This window comes from Metabacillus niabensis (assembly GCF_902829255.1).
Lineage (GTDB): Bacteria > Bacillota > Bacilli > Bacillales > Bacillaceae > Metabacillus > Metabacillus niabensis.
Genome location: NZ_CADEPK010000015.1, coordinates 1 through 24,050 on the forward strand (window position 1 = coordinate 1; position 24,050 = coordinate 24,050).

General features: G+C 36.4%; 25 protein-coding genes. All 25 read left to right on the plus strand.

All coding sequences use genetic code 11. The annotated features are described in order from the left end of the window. Positions 1–458: transcription factor FapR (gene fapR, locus HU235_RS03660; protein WP_174879369.1), on the plus strand; the 458-nt coding region annotated here is incomplete at its 5' end. After that, entirely contained in the window at positions 458–1,444 is a 987-nt protein-coding gene (gene plsX / locus HU235_RS03665) for a phosphate acyltransferase PlsX (RefSeq protein WP_145580914.1), read from the plus strand. The genes fapR and plsX, both read left to right, overlap by 1 nt. A 34-nt stretch (positions 1,445–1,478) precedes the next feature. Beyond that, complete coding sequence (gene fabD, locus HU235_RS03670) at positions 1,479–2,423, plus strand: ACP S-malonyltransferase (protein WP_095298742.1); 945 nt, start codon at positions 1,479–1,481, stop codon at positions 2,421–2,423. Beyond that, positions 2,423–3,163: a 3-oxoacyl-[acyl-carrier-protein] reductase gene (gene fabG, locus HU235_RS03675; RefSeq protein WP_095298740.1), complete on the plus strand. Its 741-nt coding sequence runs from the start codon at positions 2,423–2,425 to the stop codon at positions 3,161–3,163. Before fabD ends, fabG begins: the two co-directional genes overlap by 1 nt. Before the next feature lie 132 nt (positions 3,164–3,295). Next, positions 3,296–3,529: an acyl carrier protein gene (acpP, locus tag HU235_RS03680; RefSeq protein ID WP_095298738.1), complete on the plus strand. Its 234-nt coding sequence runs from the start codon at positions 3,296–3,298 to the stop codon at positions 3,527–3,529. A 321-nt stretch (positions 3,530–3,850) separates the two neighbouring features. Continuing rightward, a complete protein-coding gene (rnc, locus tag HU235_RS03685; RefSeq protein WP_145580916.1) occupies positions 3,851–4,594 on the plus strand; it encodes a ribonuclease III in 744 nt (247 codons plus the stop codon). A gap of 243 nt (positions 4,595–4,837) precedes the next feature. Beyond that, positions 4,838–8,404, plus strand: coding sequence for a chromosome segregation protein SMC (gene smc / locus HU235_RS03690; protein WP_095298734.1), 3,567 nt, complete (start codon positions 4,838–4,840; stop codon positions 8,402–8,404). A 14-nt stretch (positions 8,405–8,418) separates the two neighbouring features. Then, positions 8,419–9,411 carry a signal recognition particle-docking protein FtsY gene (ftsY, locus tag HU235_RS03695; RefSeq protein ID WP_174879370.1) on the plus strand — a complete coding sequence of 331 codons (993 nt, stop codon included), beginning with the start codon at positions 8,419–8,421 and terminating at the stop codon, positions 9,409–9,411. Positions 9,412–9,665: 254 nt separating this feature from the next. Further along, entirely contained in the window at positions 9,666–10,739 is a 1,074-nt protein-coding gene (locus HU235_RS03700; RefSeq protein WP_233452124.1) for a DnaD domain protein, read from the plus strand. Between the two features lie 229 nt (positions 10,740–10,968). Next, the gene (locus HU235_RS03705; protein ID WP_095298279.1) at positions 10,969–11,301 is read left to right on the plus strand and encodes a putative DNA-binding protein; all 333 of its coding nucleotides are present in this window, start codon (positions 10,969–10,971) and stop codon (positions 11,299–11,301) included. Between the two features lie 11 nt (positions 11,302–11,312). Beyond that, a complete protein-coding gene (gene ffh / locus HU235_RS03710) occupies positions 11,313–12,653 on the plus strand; it encodes a signal recognition particle protein (RefSeq protein WP_095298277.1) in 1,341 nt (446 codons plus the stop codon). Between the two features lie 151 nt (positions 12,654–12,804). After that, positions 12,805–13,077 (plus strand): 30S ribosomal protein S16, encoded by a 273-nt coding sequence (rpsP, locus tag HU235_RS03715; RefSeq protein ID WP_095298275.1) that lies wholly within the window; start codon positions 12,805–12,807, stop codon positions 13,075–13,077. A gap of 14 nt (positions 13,078–13,091) precedes the next feature. Then, the gene (locus HU235_RS03720) at positions 13,092–13,331 is read left to right on the plus strand and encodes a KH domain-containing protein (protein ID WP_095298306.1); all 240 of its coding nucleotides are present in this window, start codon (positions 13,092–13,094) and stop codon (positions 13,329–13,331) included. 196 nt (positions 13,332–13,527) lie between these two features. Then, the gene (locus tag HU235_RS03725; RefSeq protein WP_174879371.1) at positions 13,528–13,908 is read left to right on the plus strand and encodes a YlqD family protein; all 381 of its coding nucleotides are present in this window, start codon (positions 13,528–13,530) and stop codon (positions 13,906–13,908) included. 7 nt (positions 13,909–13,915) lie between these two features. After that, entirely contained in the window at positions 13,916–14,437 is a 522-nt protein-coding gene (gene rimM, locus HU235_RS03730) for a ribosome maturation factor RimM (protein WP_174879372.1), read from the plus strand. Beyond that, positions 14,437–15,171, plus strand: a complete 735-nt coding sequence (trmD, locus tag HU235_RS03735) for a tRNA (guanosine(37)-N1)-methyltransferase TrmD (RefSeq protein WP_095298270.1) — start codon at positions 14,437–14,439, stop codon at positions 15,169–15,171. The genes rimM and trmD overlap by 1 nt, the downstream gene beginning before the upstream one ends. Positions 15,172–15,309: 138 nt before the next feature. After that, positions 15,310–15,654 (plus strand): 50S ribosomal protein L19, encoded by a 345-nt coding sequence (gene rplS, locus HU235_RS03740; protein WP_095298269.1) that lies wholly within the window; start codon positions 15,310–15,312, stop codon positions 15,652–15,654. 244 nt (positions 15,655–15,898) lie between these two features. After that, positions 15,899–16,447 carry a signal peptidase I gene (lepB, locus tag HU235_RS03745; protein ID WP_095298267.1) on the plus strand — a complete coding sequence of 183 codons (549 nt, stop codon included), beginning with the start codon at positions 15,899–15,901 and terminating at the stop codon, positions 16,445–16,447. Positions 16,448–16,466: 19 nt separating this feature from the next. Further along, positions 16,467–17,327, plus strand: coding sequence for a ribosome biogenesis GTPase YlqF (gene ylqF / locus HU235_RS03750; RefSeq protein ID WP_095298265.1), 861 nt, complete (start codon positions 16,467–16,469; stop codon positions 17,325–17,327). Positions 17,328–17,643: 316 nt separating this feature from the next. Further along, a complete protein-coding gene (locus HU235_RS03755) occupies positions 17,644–18,423 on the plus strand; it encodes a ribonuclease HII (RefSeq protein WP_174879373.1) in 780 nt (259 codons plus the stop codon). A gap of 22 nt (positions 18,424–18,445) precedes the next feature. Then, positions 18,446–20,167 carry a hypothetical protein gene (locus HU235_RS03760; protein ID WP_174879374.1) on the plus strand — a complete coding sequence of 574 codons (1,722 nt, stop codon included), beginning with the start codon at positions 18,446–18,448 and terminating at the stop codon, positions 20,165–20,167. Next, positions 20,164–20,439, plus strand: a complete 276-nt coding sequence (locus tag HU235_RS03765) for an EscU/YscU/HrcU family type III secretion system export apparatus switch protein (RefSeq protein ID WP_233452125.1) — start codon at positions 20,164–20,166, stop codon at positions 20,437–20,439. The genes HU235_RS03760 and HU235_RS03765 overlap by 4 nt, the downstream gene beginning before the upstream one ends. 221 nt (positions 20,440–20,660) lie before the next feature. Next, complete coding sequence (sucC, locus tag HU235_RS03770; protein ID WP_095298259.1) at positions 20,661–21,821, plus strand: ADP-forming succinate--CoA ligase subunit beta; 1,161 nt, start codon at positions 20,661–20,663, stop codon at positions 21,819–21,821. 18 nt (positions 21,822–21,839) lie between these two features. Beyond that, the gene (sucD, locus tag HU235_RS03775) at positions 21,840–22,742 is read left to right on the plus strand and encodes a succinate--CoA ligase subunit alpha (protein WP_095298257.1); all 903 of its coding nucleotides are present in this window, start codon (positions 21,840–21,842) and stop codon (positions 22,740–22,742) included. 184 nt (positions 22,743–22,926) lie between these two features. Then, complete coding sequence (gene dprA, locus HU235_RS03780) at positions 22,927–23,805, plus strand: DNA-processing protein DprA (protein WP_174879375.1); 879 nt, start codon at positions 22,927–22,929, stop codon at positions 23,803–23,805. Positions 23,806–24,050: the final 245 nt, after the last annotated feature.

Here is a 24,050-nt window from a genome sequence, read left to right on the forward strand (position 1 = left end):
GGTTAGAGCTATCTATTCCAGAACTAAGAGAACGAATTAAAAATGTAGCAGAAAAGAAACTAGATGATGAAGTGAAATCATTACATATAGAAGAGGTAATTGGAGAAATTATTGATCTTCAATTAGATGAATCAGCGATTTCTATTTTGGAAATCAAAAAAGAGCATGTCTTTAGCAGAAATCAAATAGCTCGTGGACACCATATTTTTGCTCAAGCAAACTCATTAGCAGTAGCAGTAATAGATGACGAATTAGCATTGACAGCTAAAGCAAATATTCGATTTACTCGGCAGGTTAAAGAAAATGAGCGGGTCGTTGCGAAAGCGAAGGTTCTGAAAAAAGAGGTTGAAAAAGGCCGTACATTAGTTGAAGTGAACAGTTTTGTTGGAAGTGAACTAGTTTTTTCAGGTGAGTTTGATATGTATCGCTCAAATTTAATACAAGGTAGGGATTCTTAATGAAGTTAGCGATCGATGCTATGGGTGGAGATAATGCTCCTAATGCGATTGTCGAAGGTGTAATGAAAGCAGTTGGAGCATTTTCGGATTTAGAAGTTACGTTAGTTGGAAATGAAGAGAAAATTAAGCCACTTCTAACCGATAGTACAAGAATATCGATTCTCCATACAGAAGAGGTAATCGAAGGTACAGATGAGCCCGTGAGAGCAGTTAGAAGAAAAAAGAATGCTTCGATGGTATTAATGGCAAACGAGGTAAAAGAAGGTCGCGCTGACGGCTGTATTTCTGCTGGTAATACTGGCGCTCTTATGACCGCTGGATTATTGATTGTGGGCCGTATTGAAGGAATAGAACGCCCTGCTTTATCTCCTACATTACCAACTTTAGATGGGAAGGGATTTTTATTTTTGGATGTTGGAGCAAATGTTGATGCAAAACCTGAACATCTTCTTCAATATGCAATAATGGGATCTGTTTATGCAGAAAGAGTTCGAGGGATCGCAAACCCACGTATTGGTTTATTAAATGTTGGTACAGAGGATAAAAAAGGAAATGACTTAACAAAGCAAACATTCCAGCTATTAAAAGAAACTCAGTCATTAAACTTCATTGGAAATGTTGAATCAAGGGATTTAATGGAATCTGTCGCAGATGTAGTCGTGACTGATGGGTTTACGGGAAATATTGCGTTAAAAACGATTGAAGGTACAGCTTTATCAGTATTTACGATGTTAAAAACGGCGTTAACAAGCAATTTGAAATCAAAAATCGCTGCAAGTATCCTAAAACCGCAATTAAAAATCATTAAACAGCAAATGGATTATTCTGAATATGGGGGAGCTGCATTATTTGGTTTAAAGGCTCCTGTCATAAAGGCACATGGTTCTTCTGATCCAAATGCCATTTACAATGCAATTAGACAAACAAGAGATATGATTTCCAATCAAGTAGCGGAAAAAATTTATGCATCTCTCGAACATAAATAATGTTTAGTAAATCTAGTAATAGGGGGATTTAATAATGACAAAAACTGCATTTGTATTTCCTGGACAAGGTTCACAAGTAGTTGGAATGGGAAAAGACCTGTATGACAATGTCCAAGAATCAAGAGAAATCTTTCATAAAGCAGATGAACGATTAAACGAAAAACTAACTGAATTAATATTTGAAGGTCCACAAGATACGTTAACATTAACATATAATGCCCAACCTGCACTATTAACAACTAGCATTGCAGTATTAGAGCATTTTTCCCGTGAAGGAATAAAGGCCGATTATGTTGCTGGTCATAGTCTTGGTGAATATACAGCATTAGTAGCCGCTGGTGTATTGTCATTTGAAGATGCTGTTTATGCTGTAAAGAAACGTGGACAATTTATGGATCAAGCTGTTCCGGCTGGTCAAGGTGCTATGGCAGCAATTTTAGGAATGCCTGCAGCAGACCTCGAAAAAATAACAGAAGAGGTTACAGAATCCGGATATTCCGTGCAGTTAGCAAATTTAAATTGCCCAGGTCAAATCGTTATTTCTGGTACGGCAATGGGTGTTGAGAAAGCTTCAGCTATCGCAAAGGAAAAGGGTGCAAAACGAGCGATACCACTTGAGGTGAGTGGTCCTTTCCATTCGGAGCTAATGAAGCCTGCAGCAAACCAATTACAGGACGTTTTATCTGAATTGAACTTTCATGATGCAAAAATCCCTGTTGTCGCAAATGTAACGGCAGAATCGGTTTATCGTCAGGATGAAATAAAAGAATTGCTTGTTAAACAGTTATACTCTCCTGTAAGATGGGAAGAATCTGTAAGAGCGATGATCGATAATGGTGTAACGACATTTATTGAAATAGGACCTGGAAAGGTTTTATCAGGGCTAGTAAAGAAAATAGACCGTTCTGTAAATGTACTAGCAATATCAGATAGAGAAACAATGAATGCAACGATAAGTAAGCTAAAGGGGGAATCCTAATGTTGGAGAACAAAGTAGCTCTAGTAACTGGTGCATCAAGAGGCATTGGTAAAGCAATTGCTATAGAACTTGCAAAAAATGGCGCAAGTGTTGCTGTGAATTATGCTGGTAATGAGGCAAAAGCAAACGAAGTTGTTGATGAGATTAAAGCAAATGGTGGAAATGCTTTTGCAATTCGTGCCGACGTTTCCAACGCTGATGACGTAACTGACATGATTAAGCAGGTAATTAGTCAATATGGACAGCTTGATATTCTTGTAAATAACGCAGGAATTACTAGAGATAATTTAATCATGCGAATGAAGGATTCTGAATGGGATGACGTAATAAATACGAATTTGAAGGGTGTCTTCCTCTGCACAAAAGGAGTAACTCGTCAAATGATGAAGCAACGCTCTGGTCGTATAATTAATATTACCTCTGTAGTAGGTGTGAGCGGTAACCCAGGTCAAGCAAACTATGTAGCAGCAAAAGCCGGAGTTATTGGATTAACGAAAACTTCTGCAAAAGAATTAGCATCTAGAAATATTACAGTTAACGCAGTTGCTCCAGGATTTATTACGACGGATATGACCGATGAACTAACGGATGATTTAAAAGCCGAAATGCTCAAGCAAATCCCATTGGCAAAATTAGGTGAACCTAGTGATATCGCGAATATCGTTACATTCATTGCTTCTGAAAAAAGCAAGTATATTACTGGTCAAACGTTCCATGTCAATGGCGGCATGATTATGTAACCATAGATCGTTGATATACTTAACGTTCAATGCATTTTTTCTAGATTTGCTTATAAAAATAAAAAATGCTAGGATGTTAACTAGTTTTTCTATGAAAGATCACTTATAATACTTGAGGGGAGGTGAAGGAAAATGGCAGATGTTTTAGAACGTGTAACAAAGATTATCGTTGACCGCTTAGGCGTTGATGAAGCAGAGGTAAAACTTGAGTCTTCATTCAAAGATGATCTTGGTGCAGATTCCCTAGATGTAGTTGAGCTTGTTATGGAACTTGAAGATGAGTTCGATATGGAGATTTCTGACGAAGATGCAGAAAAAATCGGTACAGTGGGTGACGCTGTTAACTACATAAATAGCAAACAATAAGAAAGTGTAAGAGACTGTTTAACCAAAGTCTATTCTTTAATGGCGACGAATTGCATGATTATGTAAATAGTTGAATGGATTCTTGCCTGAAAAGGAAGTTGACTTTATCGGTTGTATAACAGTCTCTTCCCCTTTTTTGACCTTAGATAATATGAGAATATTGCAATGGATATACTAATCCAGGATGATGATAAAAGTATTGTCATCAATACCGAAGTTTCTATAAGCCTCTCCATAATTAAAGGTATGAACCTTTTATTATGAAGTGACTTATCGCGATTAGGTCCTTATGTTCATGTTGCAAGAAAAATGGAGGTACCTATGCCAAAACATATTAATTATAAAGAGAGAAGGAACTTTGCAAAAAAGGCAGAGGAATTTAAAAAATTCCAAGAACGGATTGGTCATCACTTTCAAAATGAGAAGCTTTTGTATCAAGCCTTTACACATTCTTCATATGTAAATGAGCATCGGAAAAAACCTTATGAAGATAATGAAAGATTAGAGTTTTTGGGGGATGCAGTTTTAGAGCTGACAATTTCTCAATTTCTTTATAAAAAATACCCGATGATGAGTGAAGGGGAATTAACGAAACTACGTGCAGCAATCGTCTGCGAACCATCTTTAGTATCATTTGCAAATGCTCTTTCCTTTGGAACGCTTGTTTTATTAGGGAAAGGGGAGGAAATGACAGGCGGGCGGACACGTCCTGCTTTACTTGCAGATGTTTTTGAAGCGTTTATTGGTGCATTATTTTTAGACCAAGGCTTAGATGCAGTTATTCGCTTTTTAGACGATTTCGTTATTCCGAAAATTAATGAAGGTGCATTTTCACATGTTATGGACTTTAAAAGTCAGCTTCAAGAGCATGTACAACGAGATACAAAAGGTGTACTAGAATATAAAATTCTTCAAGAACGTGGGCCAGCACATAATCGTGAATTTATTTCAACTGTTTCATTAGATGGAGTTGTTTATGGTACAGGGAGTGGAAGATCAAAGAAGGAAGCAGAGCAACATGCCGCTCAAGAAGCTCTTTCAAAACTTCAACAAATGAATAAATAGTACCGAGGGCATACCAGTGTTCAGATCATATTATCCATACCTATCATTCGTTATTAGGTAAATATGACCCGTTCCTAAGGTTGCCCTTTTTTAATCAAAAATGACTGTTCGCTCTAAAATCATTCATGTCCTTAATATTTGTTAAAAAGAAGTCACCTTTAGTCGACATATTATGATAAAATATGAAAAGATTTGTCGTGTACGAGATTTAAGTACAGAAGAAAATATGTAAGGAGGATCACAATGTTCCTCAAACGATTGGATATTGTAGGATTCAAGTCCTTTGCTGAACGAGTAACCGTTGATTTTGTAAAAGGGGTTACAGCAGTAGTTGGACCAAATGGTAGTGGAAAAAGTAATATAACAGATGGAATTAGATGGGTACTAGGTGAGCAATCAGCAAAATCACTTCGTGGCTCTAAAATGGAAGATATCATTTTTGCTGGTAGTGATACGAGAAAAGGTCTAAATGTTGCCGAGGTTACCCTTACATTAGATAACGAGGATCATTTTCTCCCGATCGATTTTCAGGAAGTAAGTGTTACAAGAAGAGTATATCGTTCGGGAGAAAGTGAATTTTTTATTAATAAGCAAAGCTGCCGCTTGAAGGATATCGTCGATTTATTTATGGATTCAGGTTTAGGGAAAGAAGCTTTCTCGATTATAAGTCAAGGGAAGGTTGAGGAAATCCTTAGCAGTAAATCTGAAGAACGTCGAAGTATTTTTGAAGAAGCAGCTGGAGTATTGAAATATAAATCAAGAAAGAAAAAGGCTGAATATAAATTAGCTGAAACACAGGAAAATTTAAATAGAGTACAAGATATTTTACATGAATTGGAAAGTCAAGTTGAACCTTTGAAAATTCAGGCATCCATTGCAAAAGACTATCTTCAACAAAAAGAAGAGCTGGAAAAAATCGAGGTAGCACTTACTGTTTTTGAAATAGAAGAGCTCCATGCGAAATATGAAGCACTAGCAAAATCAGTTGAAGAAGGAAAAGATCAAGAGCTAGAGCTTACAGCAACGATCCAAAAAAGAGAAGCTGAAGTCGAAAAGATGCGTGACCATATTACAGCATTAGATGATTCGATTGATGAGTTGCAACAGGTTCTTTTGCTGGCTAGTGAAGAATTAGAAAAATTAGAAGGCCGAAAAGAAGTCTTAAAAGAAAGAAAGAAAAATGCGCATCAAAATAAAGAACAATTAACGAAAACAATTGAAGAACTAAAGGAACGAATTGAGCAATTAACAGCCGAAAAGGAAGAGCAGGAGTCACAATACACCACGTATAAGTCTGAGCTCCAACAAATCAAACACGACCTACAGGAAAAACAGAAGCTCATGACTTCCTTTAATCAAAATATTGAAGAGCTAATTGAAGATTTAAAAAGCGAATATTTTGAATTGCTAAATGAACAAGCAACAGCTCGAAATGAGCTGCAATATATCGATGACCAGTTAAGTCAGCAGGAAACAAAAAATGCTAGATTATTAGATTCAAATATGCGCTATGTTACGGAACGCCAAGAAATCATTGAAAAGCGCACAAAAATAGAAGCAAAATACGCACAAATTGAAGCACAATTAGCAGAGCAAATTAAAAGCTTCCGTGATACACAAAATAAACTCGAAAACTTGAAAAACGCTTATCAAAAGAAAGAATCAACTTTATATCAAGCATATCAAATTCTTCAGCAAACTCGTTCAAGAAAAGAAGTTTTAGAATCGATGCAAGAAGACTATGCAGGATTCTTTCAAGGTGTTAAAGAAATATTAAAGGCGAAGGACAAGCTTGAAGGTATTCACGGTGCAGTTGCTGAATTAATTTCAACAGAAAAACAATATGAAGTAGCGATAGAAATTGCCTTGAGCAGTTCCCTTCAGCATGTTGTTGTAGAAGATGAATCATCAGCACGAAAAGCGATTCAATTTTTAAAACAGCATTCATATGGACGTGCGACATTCTTACCGCTTTCAGTCATAAAGGAGCGTTCGATAAGTGCTCATGACTTAAAGGTAATTGAGACTCATCCAGCCTTTGTTGGGATTGCAACGAATCTTGTAACCTATCAACAACAGTTTAAATCAATCATCGGAAATTTATTAGGGACAGTCATTGTGACAGCAGATTTAAAAGGTGCAAATGAGATAGCAAAGCTTATGAACTACCGTTATCGACTTGTCACTCTACAAGGTGATGTCGTGAATCCAGGTGGTTCAATGACTGGTGGTGCTGTAAAGCAAAAAAATAATTCCCTTTTAAGCCGTGGTCGCGAATTGGAAGTAATTAATGAAAAGCTGACAGATATGGAAGAAAAAACGGCCAAGCTTGAGGAAGATGTAAAAGCGGCAAAAGCTACGATCCAAGAGTATGAAATAAATTTAGAAAATTTACGTACTGCCGGTGAACAATTGCGAATTGAAGAGCAAAAGGTTCGCAGTGAAATGCGAGAAATTGAGCTAAATGAAAAAAATATTAATGACCATCTTAAGCTTTATGATGCGGAAAGAGAAACCTTTGAATCTGAAAAGGAAAAGTTTTCTGCAAGGAAAGATGAATTAAATAAAAATCTCTTAGAAATTTCCGCAAAGCTTGAAAAGCTAGATAAAGAGATCGAAGAAATGTCTGCGAAAAAGGCAACAGAGCTAAGCTCAAAAGAGGAATTGCAAAATGAAGTAACTGAGTTAAAGGTGATTCTTGCGAGCAAGCAGCAGGTTTATGAAAACCAAAAGGAAAAGGTTGAACGGATAAATCAGGACCTTGAACAAACAAGACAAAAATTCAAGGAAGCTGAGGAAGATTTCTCATTATTATCATCAGAAATGAATTCAAGCTCTTCTGGGGAAGAAAAGCTTGAAGAAGCAGCAAAGAAAAAGCTGCAGGATAAAACAAAAACGCTCGAATTAATTTCCTCAAGACGTGAGGAAAGACTACAGCTTCAAGCTAAATTAGAGGATGAAGAGCGAGAATTAAAGGAATTAAAGCGACAAGAAAAGCAATTCCAAGAAACATTAAAGGATGAAGAGGTAAAATTAAACCGTCTCGATGTTGAATTAGATAATCGCCTCAATCACCTTCGCGAGGAGTATATGTTAACCTATGAAGGCGCGAAAGAACAGTATACATTAGAAATTGACCCTCAAGAGGCAAGAAAACGAGTGAAATTAATCAAACTTGCAATTGAAGAGCTAGGAACGGTAAACTTAGGGGCAATTGATGAATATGAACGCGTATCTGAACGGTATACGTTTTTAAATGAACAACGAGATGATCTAACAGAAGCGAAGGATACATTATATCAGGTTATTGATGAAATGGATGACGAAATGAAAAAGAGATTTGAACAAACCTTTAATGAAATTCGTTCCCATTTTGAACCTGTTTTCCAAGCGCTTTTTGGCGGTGGACGTGCTGAATTAAAATTAACAGACCCAAATGACTTGTTAAACACAGGTGTCGACATTGTTGCACAGCCACCTGGGAAAAAGCTCCAAAATCTTGGACTACTTTCTGGAGGAGAGCGCGCTTTAACTGCGATTGCGTTATTATTTGCCATCATTAAAGTTAGACCTGTTCCATTTTGTGTTCTTGATGAGGTAGAGGCTGCCCTTGATGAAGCAAATGTATTTCGCTTTGCACAATATTTGAAAAAATTTAGTCATGAAACTCAATTTATTGTGATTACACACCGAAAAGGTACAATGGAAGAGGCGGACGTCCTATACGGTGTCACAATGCAGGAATCTGGTGTATCGAAGCTAGTGTCTGTTAGATTAGAGGAAACAAATGAACTAATACAATCGAGCTGAAAGGACGAACATGTATGAGTTTTTTTAAAAAGCTTAAAGAAAAAATTACCCAACAAAAGGATAGTGTGACAGAAAAATTTAAAGAAGGTTTAACGAAAACAAGGGATTCATTTGCAGGGAAAATGAATGATCTTGTTGCGAAGTATCGTAAAGTCGATGAGGATTTCTTTGAAGAACTTGAGGAGCTTTTGATCACTGCAGATGTTGGCGTATCAACAGTAATGGATTTAATTGATGAATTAAAAATGGAAGTGAAACGTCGTAATATTCAAGACACGAAAGAGGTCCAAGCAGTTATTTCTGAAAAGCTAGTTGAGATTTATCAAGGTGACCAAGAAGAAAAAAACAATGAGCTAAATGTACAGGATGGACAGCTGAATGTTGTGCTATTTGTAGGTGTAAATGGTGTTGGAAAAACGACAACGATTGGTAAATTAGCACATAAGCTTAAAAGTGAAGGGAAGTCTGTTCTTTTAGCAGCTGGAGATACGTTTAGAGCAGGAGCAATCGAGCAATTAGAGGTGTGGGGCGAACGAGTAGGTGTTGATGTTATTAAACAATCTGAAGGCTCTGACCCTGCAGCAGTTATGTATGATGCCGTACAAGCAGCTAAAGCACGTAAAGTAGATGTCCTATTATGTGATACAGCTGGAAGACTACAAAATAAAGTCAATCTTATGAAAGAGCTTGAAAAAGTGAAGCGTGTCATCGAAAAGGAAATACCAGGTGCACCACATGAGGTATTGCTTGTTTTAGATGCAACAACAGGGCAAAATGCAATGACACAAGCGAAGCAATTTTCACAAGCAACAAATGTAACAGGAATTGTCTTGACAAAACTTGATGGAACCGCAAAAGGTGGTATCGTTTTAGCGATTAAAGGAGAGCTTGATATTCCTGTGAAATTAGTCGGTCTTGGAGAAAAAATGGACGACCTGCAAGAATTTAATACAGAACAGTATGTATATGGTCTTTTCTCTGGGATTATTGAAGAGGAAGAGGAATAACAGATACACATATGTGACGATTAAAAAGAGTTACCTACGATAGGTAGCTCTTTTTTTGTCGGTGATGAAGTCAAAACTGCATGCAAAGAACGCAAATGTTGTAATAAAATCAAACAGAAGTATCGGATTACCGTTTTGAGGATTTTTTCAGTGGCTTTGAATCCTTATATATTAAATAGACGCTACTTTTTCTTTCATTTTCTATAAATAACATATGAGAAAATATTTTTATGAAGAAAGGGAAGTGTTTAAAAATGGCAAAATATCGAATGATACGTACGAACTTTTGGAATAACCCGATTGTAGAGGAAGAAATGATTCCTGAGGAAAAATATTTTTACCTTTACCTTCTTACTAATCCACGTACAACACAAATTGGCATTTATCGTATAACGATCAAGCAAATTGCATTTTCATTAGGATTTCCGATTGATAGTGTCAAACTGTTAATGGACCGGTTCATTTATCATTATAAGCTAATCCGCTATAATCCGGAGACAAGGGAGCTCGCAATAAAAAATTGGGGGAAAGAGAATCAACTGAAGGGCGGGAAGCCTGTAATGGATTGTATAACGAAGGAATTAAAAGAAGTCAACGACATTTCACTTATTCAATATGTTTCAGAATCGATCGATAGACAGGAAATTCGCAATCTCTATGAATCCTTTTGTAAATCTGGAAATTCCTTTAACAAGGAAGAGTGTGACAAAAATGAGGAGCATGCATGTCAAGGACCTGAATGTAATGAAGCTTCATTGTACCTTTTTACGATACGTGGGGAAAAAGAAAAACAAAAAGAAAAACAAAAAGAAAATAAAAAAGAAAAACAACAACAAAAACAGAAAGAGCTTTCCCCTAATTTAGACAATGATCCGAATCGAGAGGAACAATCAAAAATAGAGAATCATGTAAAACTTCAAAAATCAAAACATGTGAAAGACATTGTTGAGTTTTGGGACAACAATGGATTCGGAGTTTCAAATATTCATGCAAAAGAGCAGTTGTTGTTGTGGTTAGATAACCAAAGCTTTTCACAGCCTAACGATGTGATTTTAAAAGCTTTAGAGTTATCTTGTGCAAATAACAAGCGGAGGTTGAACTATGTCGTTGGAATTCTTAAAAATTGGAAAAATAGCTCATTACTGACTGTCGAAGAAATTGAAGCAGAAGAGCAAAATGGGCAGTATGAACGAACAAGGCAATTAGCGGAAGCAATTCCCGCTGGAAGAGCTATTCCAAGTGGCTTTACTCTTGATATTACAGCAGGTGAGATGGGTACTGACAAAAGGTTAATATTTATGCTTGAGGAAGAGAATATTCCTGTATAAGGAACTAGGATTAGCCTTAATAGCTAGAAAGTAGCCAGCAAAAGAAATCACGGACAATTTATGAATGTCTGATCAGAGTATTATCATGTCCAGTTCTTTCTGAATATAGAAATACCCAGCAAAAAACGTTTTCAAGTAAGTCTTACTTGTTTATACTTGACAACATAATATTCGGATTGTAGACTATAAAGATGTAAAGGTAATTCACTTAACAAAGGAGTGATACGGCATGATGCTTGAAAAAACGACTAGGCTTAATTACTTGTTTGATTTTTATCAATCACTATTAACGCCTAAGCAAAAAAGCTATATGTCGTTATATTACTTGGATGATTACTCCCTGGGTGAAATTGCGGAAGAATATAATGTGAGTAGACAAGCTGTTTACGATAACATTAAGCGAACTGAAGCAATGCTGGAGCAATATGAAGAAAAGCTATTATTATTTCAAAAATTTCTAAAGCGACAAGAGCTAATGAGTAAATTACGAGAGCATACTGCAGGTACCAAAAACAGTATGGAAGTTGATGCATTGCTTAGCGAACTTGAGAAATTAGATTAGGAGGCGGCATTATGGCATTTGAAGGATTAGCCGACCGACTGCAAAATACGATGGCGAAAATTCGCGGTAAAGGAAAAGTTTCCGAAGCGGATGTAAAAGAAATGATGAGAGAGGTTCGTCTTGCCCTGCTAGAGGCTGATGTTAACTTCAAAGTCGTAAAAGACTTCATTAAACGTGTAAGTGAACGCGCTGTTGGTCAAGAGGTTATGAAAAGCTTAACACCTGGTCAACAAGTCATTAAGGTTGTTAAAGAAGAACTTACCGAGTTAATGGGGGGAGAGCAAAGCAAAATTGCTGTGTCAACTCGTCCTCCTACAGTCATTATGATGGTTGGTTTACAAGGTGCTGGTAAAACAACTACCTCTGGAAAACTAGCTAACCTATTACGAAAAAAGTACAATCGTAAGCCGTTGTTAGTTGCTGCTGACATTTATCGTCCCGCTGCAATTAAACAGTTGCAAACGTTAGGCAAACAGTTAGATATGCCTGTTTTTTCGTTAGGTGATGAAGTTAGTCCAGTAGAAATAGCAACAAAGGCCCTTGAACACGCGAAGGAAGAGCACCTTGATTATGTCATTATTGATACTGCGGGTAGACTTCATATCGATGAAACATTAATGGAGGAACTTGAGCAGGTTAAAGCGATCGCAAAACCGGATGAAATATTCCTTGTCGTCGATGCTATGACTGGTCAAGATGCAGTAAACGTCGCAAAAAGCTTCAATGAACAACTAGGCTTAACAGGTGTTGTGTTAACAAAACTTGATGGTGATACTCGAGGTGGGGCAGCATTATCAATCCGCTCTGTGACAGAGACACCTATTAAATTTGTCGGTCTTGGAGAAAAGCTTGATGCCTTAGAAGCGTTTCATCCAGAACGGATGGCTTCGAGAATTCTCGGCATGGGCGATGTTCTTACGTTAATTGAAAAGGCCCAGTCAAATGTTGATGCTGAAAAAGCGAAAGAGCTTGAGCAAAAAATGCGAACAGCTTCTTTTACCTTTGACGATTTTCTTGAACAATTAGGCCAGGTTCGTAATATGGGACCATTGGAAGACTTATTAGGCATGCTTCCCGGAGCGAACAAAATGAAAGGTCTTAAAAATGTTCAAGTCGATGAAAAGCAAATAAGTCATGTTGAGGCAATCATTCGCTCAATGACAAAGGCTGAAAAGCAAAATCCTGAAATCATGAATGCTTCAAGAAAAAAGAGAATTGCGAAAGGAAGCGGAACGTCTGTACAAGAAATCAACCGCCTCTTAAAGCAATTTGAAGATATGAAAAAAATGATGAAGCAAATGACGAACATGACAAAAGGAAAGAAAAAAGGCTTTAAATTTCCGTTTATGTAAAAAGAAAAACGGAAGCGATCTAGACAAAAAAATAGTTGTAAAGCTATTATTTTAAAGGAATTTTCTTCTGACAAGAAAAAAACCTTTACATCTAATCATTTATTTGATAATATACTATCTTGTTGAAACATTTTCGGAGGTGCTTTATAAAATGGCAGTTAAAATTCGTTTAAAACGTATGGGAGCAAAAAAATCTCCTTTTTATCGTATTGTAGTAGCAGATTCTCGTTCACCACGTGATGGACGTTTTATCGAGGTTGTTGGAACATACAATCCTGTTGCACAACCAGCAGAAGTTAAAATCAATGAAGAATTAGCATTAAAATGGATGCAAAATGGTGCTAAACCTTCTGATACAGTTCGTAACTTGTTTTCAAAAGAAGGCATTATGGAGAAATTCCATAACGCAAAATTAAGCAAGTAATGACTGTTCAAGAGATGAAAGAGTTAATCGAAGCAATTGTTAAGCCACTTGTTGATTCACCTGATGAGATTGAAATAACTGAAATCGAATCAGATAATCAAATTACTTATCGCCTATCTATTGATAAGCAAGATATAGGCAAAGTAATTGGTAAACAAGGCCGTATAGCAAAAGCAATTCGAACTGTTGTTTATGCAGCAGGATCTAATTCATCTAAAAGAATTCAACTTGAAATCAATGACAAAAAAGGGTGAGGATGGTCCTCCCCCTTTTTTGTATTTATCCTGTACATTTAAACATGTAATCTAAAATTTTTTTAATTCATCTGATAGAACTGATTAACGGTAGATACCTCTACTAAAAAGCTCTTAATTTTACGTGTATCATTATCTTTCATAATATATTAAAAAGTTCTTATAAGTATGAAGCTCTTATAGGGGAGGAACACTAATGAATATACTCCGCCAAGTCTATGTAAAACAGGTAATTACTGAGACAAGTAAGCAAACGTTAATCACACAATTCTCAAATAAAAAGGTCTTTTTAGAGCAAGAATGTGATCGTTTATACTTTGAATATAAAAAGGTTGAAAAAACGAACAAACAGCTTGCTGTACAATATTTAAAGGAAATTGAAAAAAGACGTGAGAAAATAAAGCTAGTAGAGTTTCAACTGCAGCAAGTACATACGTTACCACTTGGAAGTGAATTGAAGGAAAAGGAAGTAGGGGCAATCTTTGAGGTGAAGGTTGGGGATAATTGGGATGAATTAATGAAAGAAAAAACGATTGTTATAAAAGATGGCATAGTAGAACAAATACGTCTGAGGTGAAAAATAAATGAGCGAAAAATGGTTTAATGTCGGAAAAATCGTTAATACCCATGGGATTAGAGGGGAAGTTCGTGTTATTTCTAAGACAGATTTCGCGGATGAAAGATATCAACCTGGTAATACATTATATATTTTTAAAGAAGGCTCACAAGAACCAATAAAGGTCGTAGTTGAAAGTCACCGAGTTCATAAAAACTTTGACTTGCTAACCTTTGAGGGAATGCACTCGATTCAAGATGTCGAACAATTTAAAGGCTCATTATTAAAGGTTGATGAAAATCAATTATCGGAATTAGATGAGGGAGAATATTATTTCCACGAAATCATTGGTTGTAATGTGTATACTGACAATGGTGAAGAAATTGGAACTATTCGCGAGATCCTTGCTACTGGAGCGAATGACGTTTGGGTTGTAAAGAGAAAAGTGGGGAAGGATTTACTAATTCCTTATATTGATGAAATTGTCAAAGAGATTGATATAGACGAGAAAAAAATAATTATCACGCCAATGGAAGGGTTATTGGACTAATGAAAATAGACTTTTTAACACTTTTTCCAGAAATGTTTCATGGTGTATTAAATGAATCCATTTTAAAGAAGGCGCAAGAAAAGGAAGCTGTCTCTTTTCGAGTTATTAATTTTCGGGAGTATTCTGAGCATAAACACCATACAGTTGATGATTACCCATATGGTGGTGGGGCTGGAATGGTACTTAAACCTCAACCTATCTTTGATGCAGTTGAGGAAATTAAGAAGCAATCAGCATCTAACCCGAAAATCATTCTCGTTTGTCCTCAAGGTGAGAGATATACACAACGAAAAGCAGAGCAATTAGCGAAGGAAGATCATTTGCTTTTTATTTGTGGTCATTATGAAGGATATGATGAAAGAATTCGGGAGCATCTCGTAACGGATGAAATTTCTATCGGTGACTTTGTTTTAACAGGTGGAGAACTTGCTTCAATGGTCATTGCGGATAGTGTTGTTCGATTATTGCCTGGAGTTCTAGGGAATGTTGATTCTCCTGTTTTAGATTCTTATAGTTCTGGATTGCTAGAGCATCCCCATTATACAAGACCTGCTGATTTTCGTGGGATGAAGGTGCCGGAAGTGCTCTTATCAGGAAATCATAAGCGTATTGAGGAATGGAGAGAGCTTGAGTCGCTAAGGAGAACCTACACAAGAAGACCCGATTTATTAGAAACATATCCATTAACCGAAAGACAAAAGTCAATTATTAAACAGTGGAAAAATGAGAACTAGCTATTGTTTTCATTTTGCCTATATGGTATTATAAATCTTGTGACTTGCTAACATACTTTGTTTAGCAGTCTGTAAAACGATGTTCCGCTGCAATTAATAGATATTGGAATGAGCATCTGTTGGAAGGAGTTGAAAACGATGCAAAAACTAATTGAAGAAATCACAAAAGAACAATTAAAAACTGATTTACCTTCTTTCCGTCCTGGTGATACAGTACGTGTACACGTTAAAGTTGTTGAGGGTACTCGTGAGCGTATTCAGGTATTCGAAGGTGTTGTGATTAAGCGTCGTGGTGGTGGAATTAGCGAAACTTTCACAGTCCGTAAGATTTCTTATGGTGTTGGTGTTGAGCGTACTTTCCCTGTACACACACCAAAAATCGCGAAATTAGAAGTAATGCGTCGCGGTAAAGTTCGCCGTGCGAAACTTTATTACCTACGTAAATTACGTGGTAAAGCTGCACGTATTAAAGAAATTCGATAAGATTGCTTAGTGTATACTAAGTCTCATATATGGGTCAGTAGCAAGCTGCTGTCCGTATAATGAAAAGGAGCTTGTTTTCTAACAAGCTCCTTTTTCATCTCATAATCCTCGCCATTCAAATTTCAATAAAATATACATATATAGACTAATGGTGTAATGAAGAAAAGGAAGATTGCAGCGTAAGTGAATAGGGAATAGTAAACGTAAATATGGTTGTATTTTCATGATTAGAGTGGGTGGTTAAATGACAAAAAAGAAAAATGAACTTCTTGAATGGCTAAAAGCATTACTTATTGCTATTGCTTTCGCTGCCGTCATAAGGTACTTCTTTTTTGCGCCGATTGTTGTAGACGGAATCTCTATGATGCCAACTTTACATACACAGGATAGAATGATCGTTAATAAATTTTCCTATAAGATTGGTGAACCGAAACGGTTTGACATTGTTGTTTTTCATGCAACAGTTGATAAAGATTATATTAAAAGAGTCATTGGTTTGCCAGGAGATAAGGTTGAATACATAGATGATACGTTATATATCAATGGTGAAAAATATGAGGAGCCATATCTTGACAAGTACAAGGAGCAATTGATTGATGGTCCTTTAACAGAGCCGTTTGATTTAGAAAGCATCATCGGTCAATCGACTGTTCCAGAAGGTCACATTTTCGTCATGGGGGACAATCGTAGACAAAGTAAAGACAGCCGCCATATTGGTGTTGTTCCTATAAGTGAAGTTATGGGGAAAGCGAGTCTCGTTTACTGGCCGATTTCAAACTTCCGATTTGAATAAAAGAAAGAAGGTGTAAAGAATGACAATCCAATGGTTTCCCGGACATATGGCTAAGGCGAGAAGACAGGTTACCGAAAAAATAAAATTAATTGATATCGTTTTTGAACTTGTCGACGCAAGAATACCGATGTCATCAAGAAATCCAATGATTGATGAAATTATTTCATCAAAGCCACGGATCGTTTTATTGAATAAAGCAGATAAAGCAGATGCAGCCATTACAAAGCAATGGCTAGAGTACTTTAATGATAAGGATATTCCTGCGATTGCAATTGATGCACAAACAGGAACAGGACTAAAACAAATTACAACACTTTCGAAAGAACTGCTAAAAGCTAAATTCGATAAGATGGCTGAAAAAGGAATAAAGCCTCGTGCAATACGTGCCCTCATTATCGGTATTCCGAATGTTGGAAAATCCACATTAATAAATAGACTTGCTAAGAAAAATATAACGAAAACTGGAGACAGACCTGGAGTAACGACTGCCCAACAATGGGTCAAGGTCGGAAAAGAGCTTGAATTATTAGATACTCCTGGAATACTTTGGCCGAAATTTGAAGATCAACTCGTAGGTTTTAAACTTGCAACTACTGGGGCGATTAAGGATACCATTTTAAATCTTCAGGAAATAACGGTGTTTGCTCTAAACTTTTTGAAGGACCATTATCCAAACAGATTAAAGGAAAGGTATTCAATTGATGAGATACCGGACGATATTGTCGATCTGTTTGATGAAATAGGGAAAAAGCGTGGGTGTGTTATTTCAGGTGGTCAAATCGATTATGATAAAACATCTGAATTGGTTCTTAGAGAAATCCGAACTGATAAATTAGGAAGATTATCGTTTGAAATCCCGGAAAATTTCCAAGAAGAGTAGAAATTATGTAGGCTAAGGCTCGCGAGCGTAAATACTGGCGAGCCTTATTTATGTAAACTTTTTAGTAAAAGGCTATGTTAGAGGGCTAATGTTATCGTTTTATTCACTTTGTTCATTCGAGCGGATATATGAGACTTCTACATAAAGATGTGTGTTAATAGGTGAGCCCATAGTAGCTTAAGCTGTAGAGGCACTACAAGCTGCTCACGGAAATCAACAGCCAGGTGTAAGAGAGCATAGTAAAAAGAAGAATTACCTTTATATATGGCAAAAGCTGCCGATAATACATATAGAGAGGGAAACATGAAGGTGTGAAATGATGCAATTAACGACAAAGGAAATCCAGAACAGGTTAGCAAACACAACAACTATTGACGATCCGTTTTTAGAGGAATGTAAGACTGATTCCAGAAAAGGGGTCCAACAACTTGTCCAAAAATGGTTAAAAAACTATGAACAGGAAAAACGTTTACAGCAACAGTTTTATCAAATGCAAAAATATGAACGGATTGCTTGGGAAAAGGGCTATCATTTTATTGCAGGAATTGATGAGGTTGGGAGAGGACCGTTGGCAGGCCCAGTAGTTGCAGCAGCAGTCATTTTAAATAAGGAATGCTATTTACCAGGATTGACAGATTCCAAAAAGCTTACAAAGGCAGCAAGGGAAAAATACTTTGATTTAATCAAGGAAAATGCTGTAGCAATTGGGATCGGTATTGTTTCAGCGAAGATAATTGATGAAATAAATATATATGAAGCTACGAAACTAGCAATGAAACAAGCGATTGGAAATTTGGACATTGCCCCTGACTATTTATTAATAGATGCAATGAAACTAGATGTACCTATCGAGCAAGAATCAATTATCAAAGGGGACGCAGCAAGTATTTCAATTGCTGCTAGTTCGGTTATCGCGAAGGTAACAAGAGATAAAATGATGATGGAGCTAGCAGAGGAATATCATCAATATGGCTTTGACAAACATATGGGATATGGGACACAAACACATCTAGAAGCATTAAAACTCCACGGTGTAACAGACCATCATCGAAAAAGCTTTGCCCCAATAAAAGAGTTGGTCAAAGCAAACGTATAGTAAAATTGAGAGGGATAGGGACATGGAGCAAACAACTGGATTATCGAATCTAATAAGACAGACTTTTTCTAATTTAAAAAATTCCCAACCTCAACTGACATTAAAGGAAAATCAGGTGGTATTAGGTCAAGTGCAAAAGCTATTCCCTGAGCAAAAAGCACTTATACAGATCGGCCAAGCAACACTTGTTGCTCAACTAGAAACAGCGATCAAAGGTAATGAAAGCTATTGGTTTACTGTAAAAGGCACAGAACATACAGGGCTCAAGTTAAAGGTTATGAAACAGGTAGAAGGTTTACTTACTAATAAAATCGATACTGCGAAAGATTTACTGGAAGTATTTCAGTTGAAAAATACAAAGCAAAATCTAGCATTAACTAGGGAAATTTTAAAAGAAAATATCCCTATTACAAAGGAACAATTAGTAGCAGCAACAGATGTATTAAAAAATACGCCTAATACAATGTCATCCCAAGCGATTCATGCGATTGTTTTTGCCTTGAAGCAGAATTACCCAATATCAAATGAAATCATAAAATCATTAATGAGTATTCAAACTAGTACACCGCTAGTACAGCAAATTGATAAGGTGCTTCAATTAATACAAGCAGAAAATAATCAGTCTGGTGCAATAAAACAATTATATAATGTATTGTCAAATCTAACCGAAAATCAAACCGATCATTTTGACAAAAAGCTACTAGATTTAATGAAGAATCCCGAACAATTAAATGGTCACACACTTTCTAGCAAAGAGGTTCTGAATTTAAAAGAGCTGCACGTAAAATTAACGATGAATAACGATGAGCAAATAAAAAGCATGCTAAAACAAGCGTTACAGCAAAATGAATATGGAATTGAAAAACCACAAATAGAGCAAGCTAGTTCATTACCTATTAAAGAGAATCAAAAATTAACGATGAGTAATCTCGAGCAATTAAAAACTTTACTCAATCAGTTAGTCCAACAAAACGAGCAGCCATTAAATAAAACGGGGTTAACCCAGCCTAGTAGTGCAACAATTCAGTTTAAGGAAAATCAACTGCTGTTAAGCCAGGATGAAATCATGCTTATTCGTAAATTAGCAGCTAATGTCCCCCTTTTGTCTGCGAAGGAAAATGTTTTGGATTTATTTAAAACATTAGATAACAAAATTGGATTACAAGATGAAGTGAAATTATGGGATCAGTTAATGAAAGGAAAAGAGCTAGAAGGTTTATTATCACTGAAAAACAGTCTAATAGCTGCTAGGAATGAAATTGTTTCAACGTTAGCTCGAGAAGAGGTAGACCAATTGATTCATAGGTTTAATGGGCAAACGTTAATTCAGCAAGATAATGGTCCGACTCAACAGTTTATTAGCCAATACCCTCTTTTTTTACCTCACCATCAAACAGACCTGACAATTCAATGGGATGGAAAAAAACGAGAGGATGGTAGTATAGATCCTGCATTCTGCCGGATCATATTTTTCTTAAGTTTGCCAAGATTAAAAGATGTCATGATTGATGTGCAAATACAAAATAGAGTGATGAATATCTCAATCCTCAACAATAATTCAGTATTGGCAGCGTTAGTTGCTAGTAAAAGTGAAGTATTAAAACAAACGTTAGAAACGATGAATTACCGAATTTCATCAATTGCAGTTAAACCATTTGAAAAAGAAAATAAGGTCAATATTGCTAACCAAGTACAAACAATAAAATCCTCACCATTCTATCAAGGAGTTGATTTGAAAATATGATGAGCAGTGAAGGGGGGAAGCCTAAAAAAGCGATCGCGTTAAAATATGAACCTACTAAAGAGGAAGCACCAAGAGTCATTGCAAAGGGGAAAGGGCATTTTGCAGAAGACATTCTTGAGGCAGCTAAAAAGAATAACGTTCATATACAAGAGGATCCGGCTCTTATAGAGCTTCTTTCAACGTTGGAAATTCATCAACAAATTCCTGAAGAATTATATGAAGCGGTAGCAGAAATATTTGCCTTCATTTATAAATTAGACAAAAGTCTGTAGGGGGAGTTTGCTTCCCCTAATATCTCCAAATGCTCGAAACTTCTCTTTTTAAATCCTCAAAAGAATAACTCTTCAAAAATACCTTTTTTGAAAAAATAAAATTAATATTTAATAAAGGATTTTACTATTTTAAATTGAACGCTAGACAAGGCATAAAAGATTAATATAAAATGAAAGCGCAGTATATTTTTTATTCTTGCAAATTGTTAGGAGGATGGCAAATGAATATCCATGAGTACCAAGGGAAAGAACTCCTACGTAAATACGGAGTTTCTGTACCAAATGGACGAGTGGCTTTTTCTGTAGATGAAGCAGTTGAAGCTGCAAAAGAACTTGGAACAGAAGTAGTGGTAGTGAAGGCTCAAATCCATGCAGGTGGACGCGGAAAAGCTGGTGGGGTAAAAGTTGCTAAAAACCTTGATGAAGTTCGTACATATGCTGAAGAAATTCTCGGTAAAACTTTAGTGACACACCAAACAGGTCCTGAAGGGAAAGAAGTTAAACGCTTACTTATCGAAGAGGGCTGTGACATTAAAAAAGAATATTACGTTGGGCTTGTCTTAGACCGTGCTACATCACGTGTTGTTCTTATGGCTTCTGAAGAAGGCGGAACAGAAATTGAGGAAGTAGCCGAAAAGACACCAGAAAAAATCTTTAAAGAAGTTATTGATCCAGCTGTTGGTCTACAAGGCTATCAAGCTAGAAGAATTGCATTTAATATTAATATTCCGAAAGAATTAGTTGGAAAAGCAGCTAAGTTTATGATGGGCTTATATCAGGTATTTGTAGAAAAGGATTGTTCGATCGCTGAAATCAATCCTTTAGTAGTTACTGGTGATGGCAATGTAATGGCACTTGATGCAAAATTAAATTTTGATTCAAATGCATTATATCGAAATAAAGATATTGTTGAATATCGTGATTTAGAAGAAGAGGATCCAAAGGAAATTGAAGCATCGAAATATGATTTAAGCTATATATCATTAGATGGCAATATCGGCTGTATGGTTAATGGAGCAGGTCTTGCGATGTCTACTATGGATATTATTAAGTACTATGGCGGCGAACCTGCAAACTTCCTTGATGTTGGGGGCGGTGCAACGGCAGAAAAGGTAACTGAAGCATTTAAAATTATCCTTTCTGACCAAAACGTAAAAGGGATTTTCGTCAACATCTTTGGTGGCATTATGAAATGTGATGTTATTGCAGAAGGTGTTGTTGAGGCAACAAAACAAGTTGGTCTGGAAATTCCGCTTGTTGTACGTCTTGAAGGAACAAATGTTGAATTAGGTAAGAAAATTTTAAATGAATCTGGTTTAAATATTACTTCTGCAGAGTCAATGGCTGACGGTGCACAAAAAATCGTTTCATTAGTAGGGTAAGAAAGGCAGGGGACAAACATGAGTGTATTTATTAATAAAGATACAAAAGTAATCGTACAAGGGATCACTGGTTCAACAGCACTTTTTCATACGAAACAAATGCTAGAATACGGTACGAAGATTGTCGGTGGTGTAACTCCTGGTAAAGGTGGAACAGAAGTAGAGGGTGTTCCAGTATTTAACACTGTTCAAGAAGCGGTTAAAGCTACAGGAGCTAATGCCTCTGTTATTTATGTACCTGCTCCTTTCGCTGCTGATGCGATTATGGAAGGTGTAGATGCAGAATTAGATTTAGTTATTTGTATTACTGAGCATATTCCTGTCATGGATATGGTAAAAGTGAAGCGTTATATGGAAGGGAAAAAGACTCGTCTAGTAGGACCAAACTGTCCAGGGGTTATTACACCTGAAGAATGTAAAATCGGCATTATGCCTGGATATATTCATAAAAAAGGACATGTTGGGGTTGTATCCCGTTCTGGAACACTTACTTATGAAGCTGTTCACCAATTATCACAAGCCGGCATCGGTCAATCGACTGCTGTAGGAATTGGTGGTGACCCTGTTAATGGCACGAACTTCATCGATGTATTAAAAGCGTTTAATGAAGATGATGATACATATGCTGTTATCATGATTGGTGAAATTGGTGGTACAGCGGAAGAAGAGGCTGCTGAATGGGTGAAAGCAAATATGACAAAGCCTGTTGTCGGCTTCATCGGCGGGCAAACAGCACCTCCAGGAAAACGTATGGGCCATGCAGGGGCCATTATTTCTGGTGGTAAAGGAACAGCTGAAGAGAAAATTAAAACAATGAATGCTTGTGGCATTAAAGTAGCGGAAACTCCATCAGTTATGGGAGAAACGTTGATTTCTGTTCTTGAAGAGCAAGGTTTATTGGAAAAATGTAAAACACATTAATTTCTACTATATAAAAGGACAGGTTGATAGCCTGTCTTTTTTTGGATGATATTAAGCCATATTTGAAGTAGGAGTGAATAGGAAAACTCATTAAAGCTGTGACAAAGAAAACGGTATATAATTGCCACATATTCTTGACTCTAATAATGAAAGTGAATGAAACCGAAATTAACGGAGGACAAGCATGGATGTAAAAACTAAAAGGTTATTTATATTATCGCATTGCAAAAGGATAAATAAACAATTACTTTCTCGTTTAAGCACCCAGGACTCAAGCTTCCATTCGTTTTTAATGCTTAACGAAGATGAATGGGAAATGAAGTTTCATATAGAAAAAGAGACGATTCGTTTAATAAAACAAGAATATCGTTCATATTCGTTTGAAGAGCTATATACAACCTATCAAAAACAAAATATATCTTTTCTACCTATTTTTGATGAAAAATATCCTTCATTATTAAAAGAAATTCCAGACCCACCTCCATATTTATATTATAAAGGCGATATACGTCTATTGGACACACTTTATCACCTTAGCGTTGTAGGAACAAGGCATCCAACTAATTACGGCCAGAAGGCGCTTGAAACCGTCTTAAAGCCACTTATAAATATGAACTGGGTAATCGTAAGTGGATTAGCGAAAGGAATTGATACGTTTGCTCACGAAGCAGCAATCGCTCATGGTGGTAAAACAGTTGCTGTGATTGCAGGAGGATTAAATCACCTTTATCCTCGGGAAAATAGGCCATTAGCAAACCAATTGATGGAACATCATCTTATCCTCTCTGAACATTCTCCTTCAACTCCTCCACAGAAATGGCATTTTCCAAAGAGAAACCGTATTATAAGTGGATTATCGTTGGGAACGTTAATTGTACAAGCGAAGAAGCGGAGCGGCTCGTTAATTACTGCTTATCAAGCATTAGAACAAAATCGAGAAGTTTTTGCGATACCAGGCTCGATTTTTGACGATTTTAGTGCTGGGACAAATGAACTAATTCGCAATGGTGCAAAATTAGTCATGGATGCAAATGATATCTTAGAAGAATTCTATTTAAAATGATGGAAAGATGGAATAAAGCTCTGTTTTTCGAAAAATAAACCCAATTGAACAAACAGTTAGTCTCCAACATTTAAAATAAGAAAGGAAAAAGTGGAGGGGAGAAACATCATTGTGAAAAGAAATAAGCCAAATGCTGCGTTGATACCATTAAAATTTTTATTGACAAAGCGCAAAATGTGACTAAAAGAAGAGAGCAATTCGAATAAATATTGTGAATATATATATTCATTCACTTTATTTTAGGA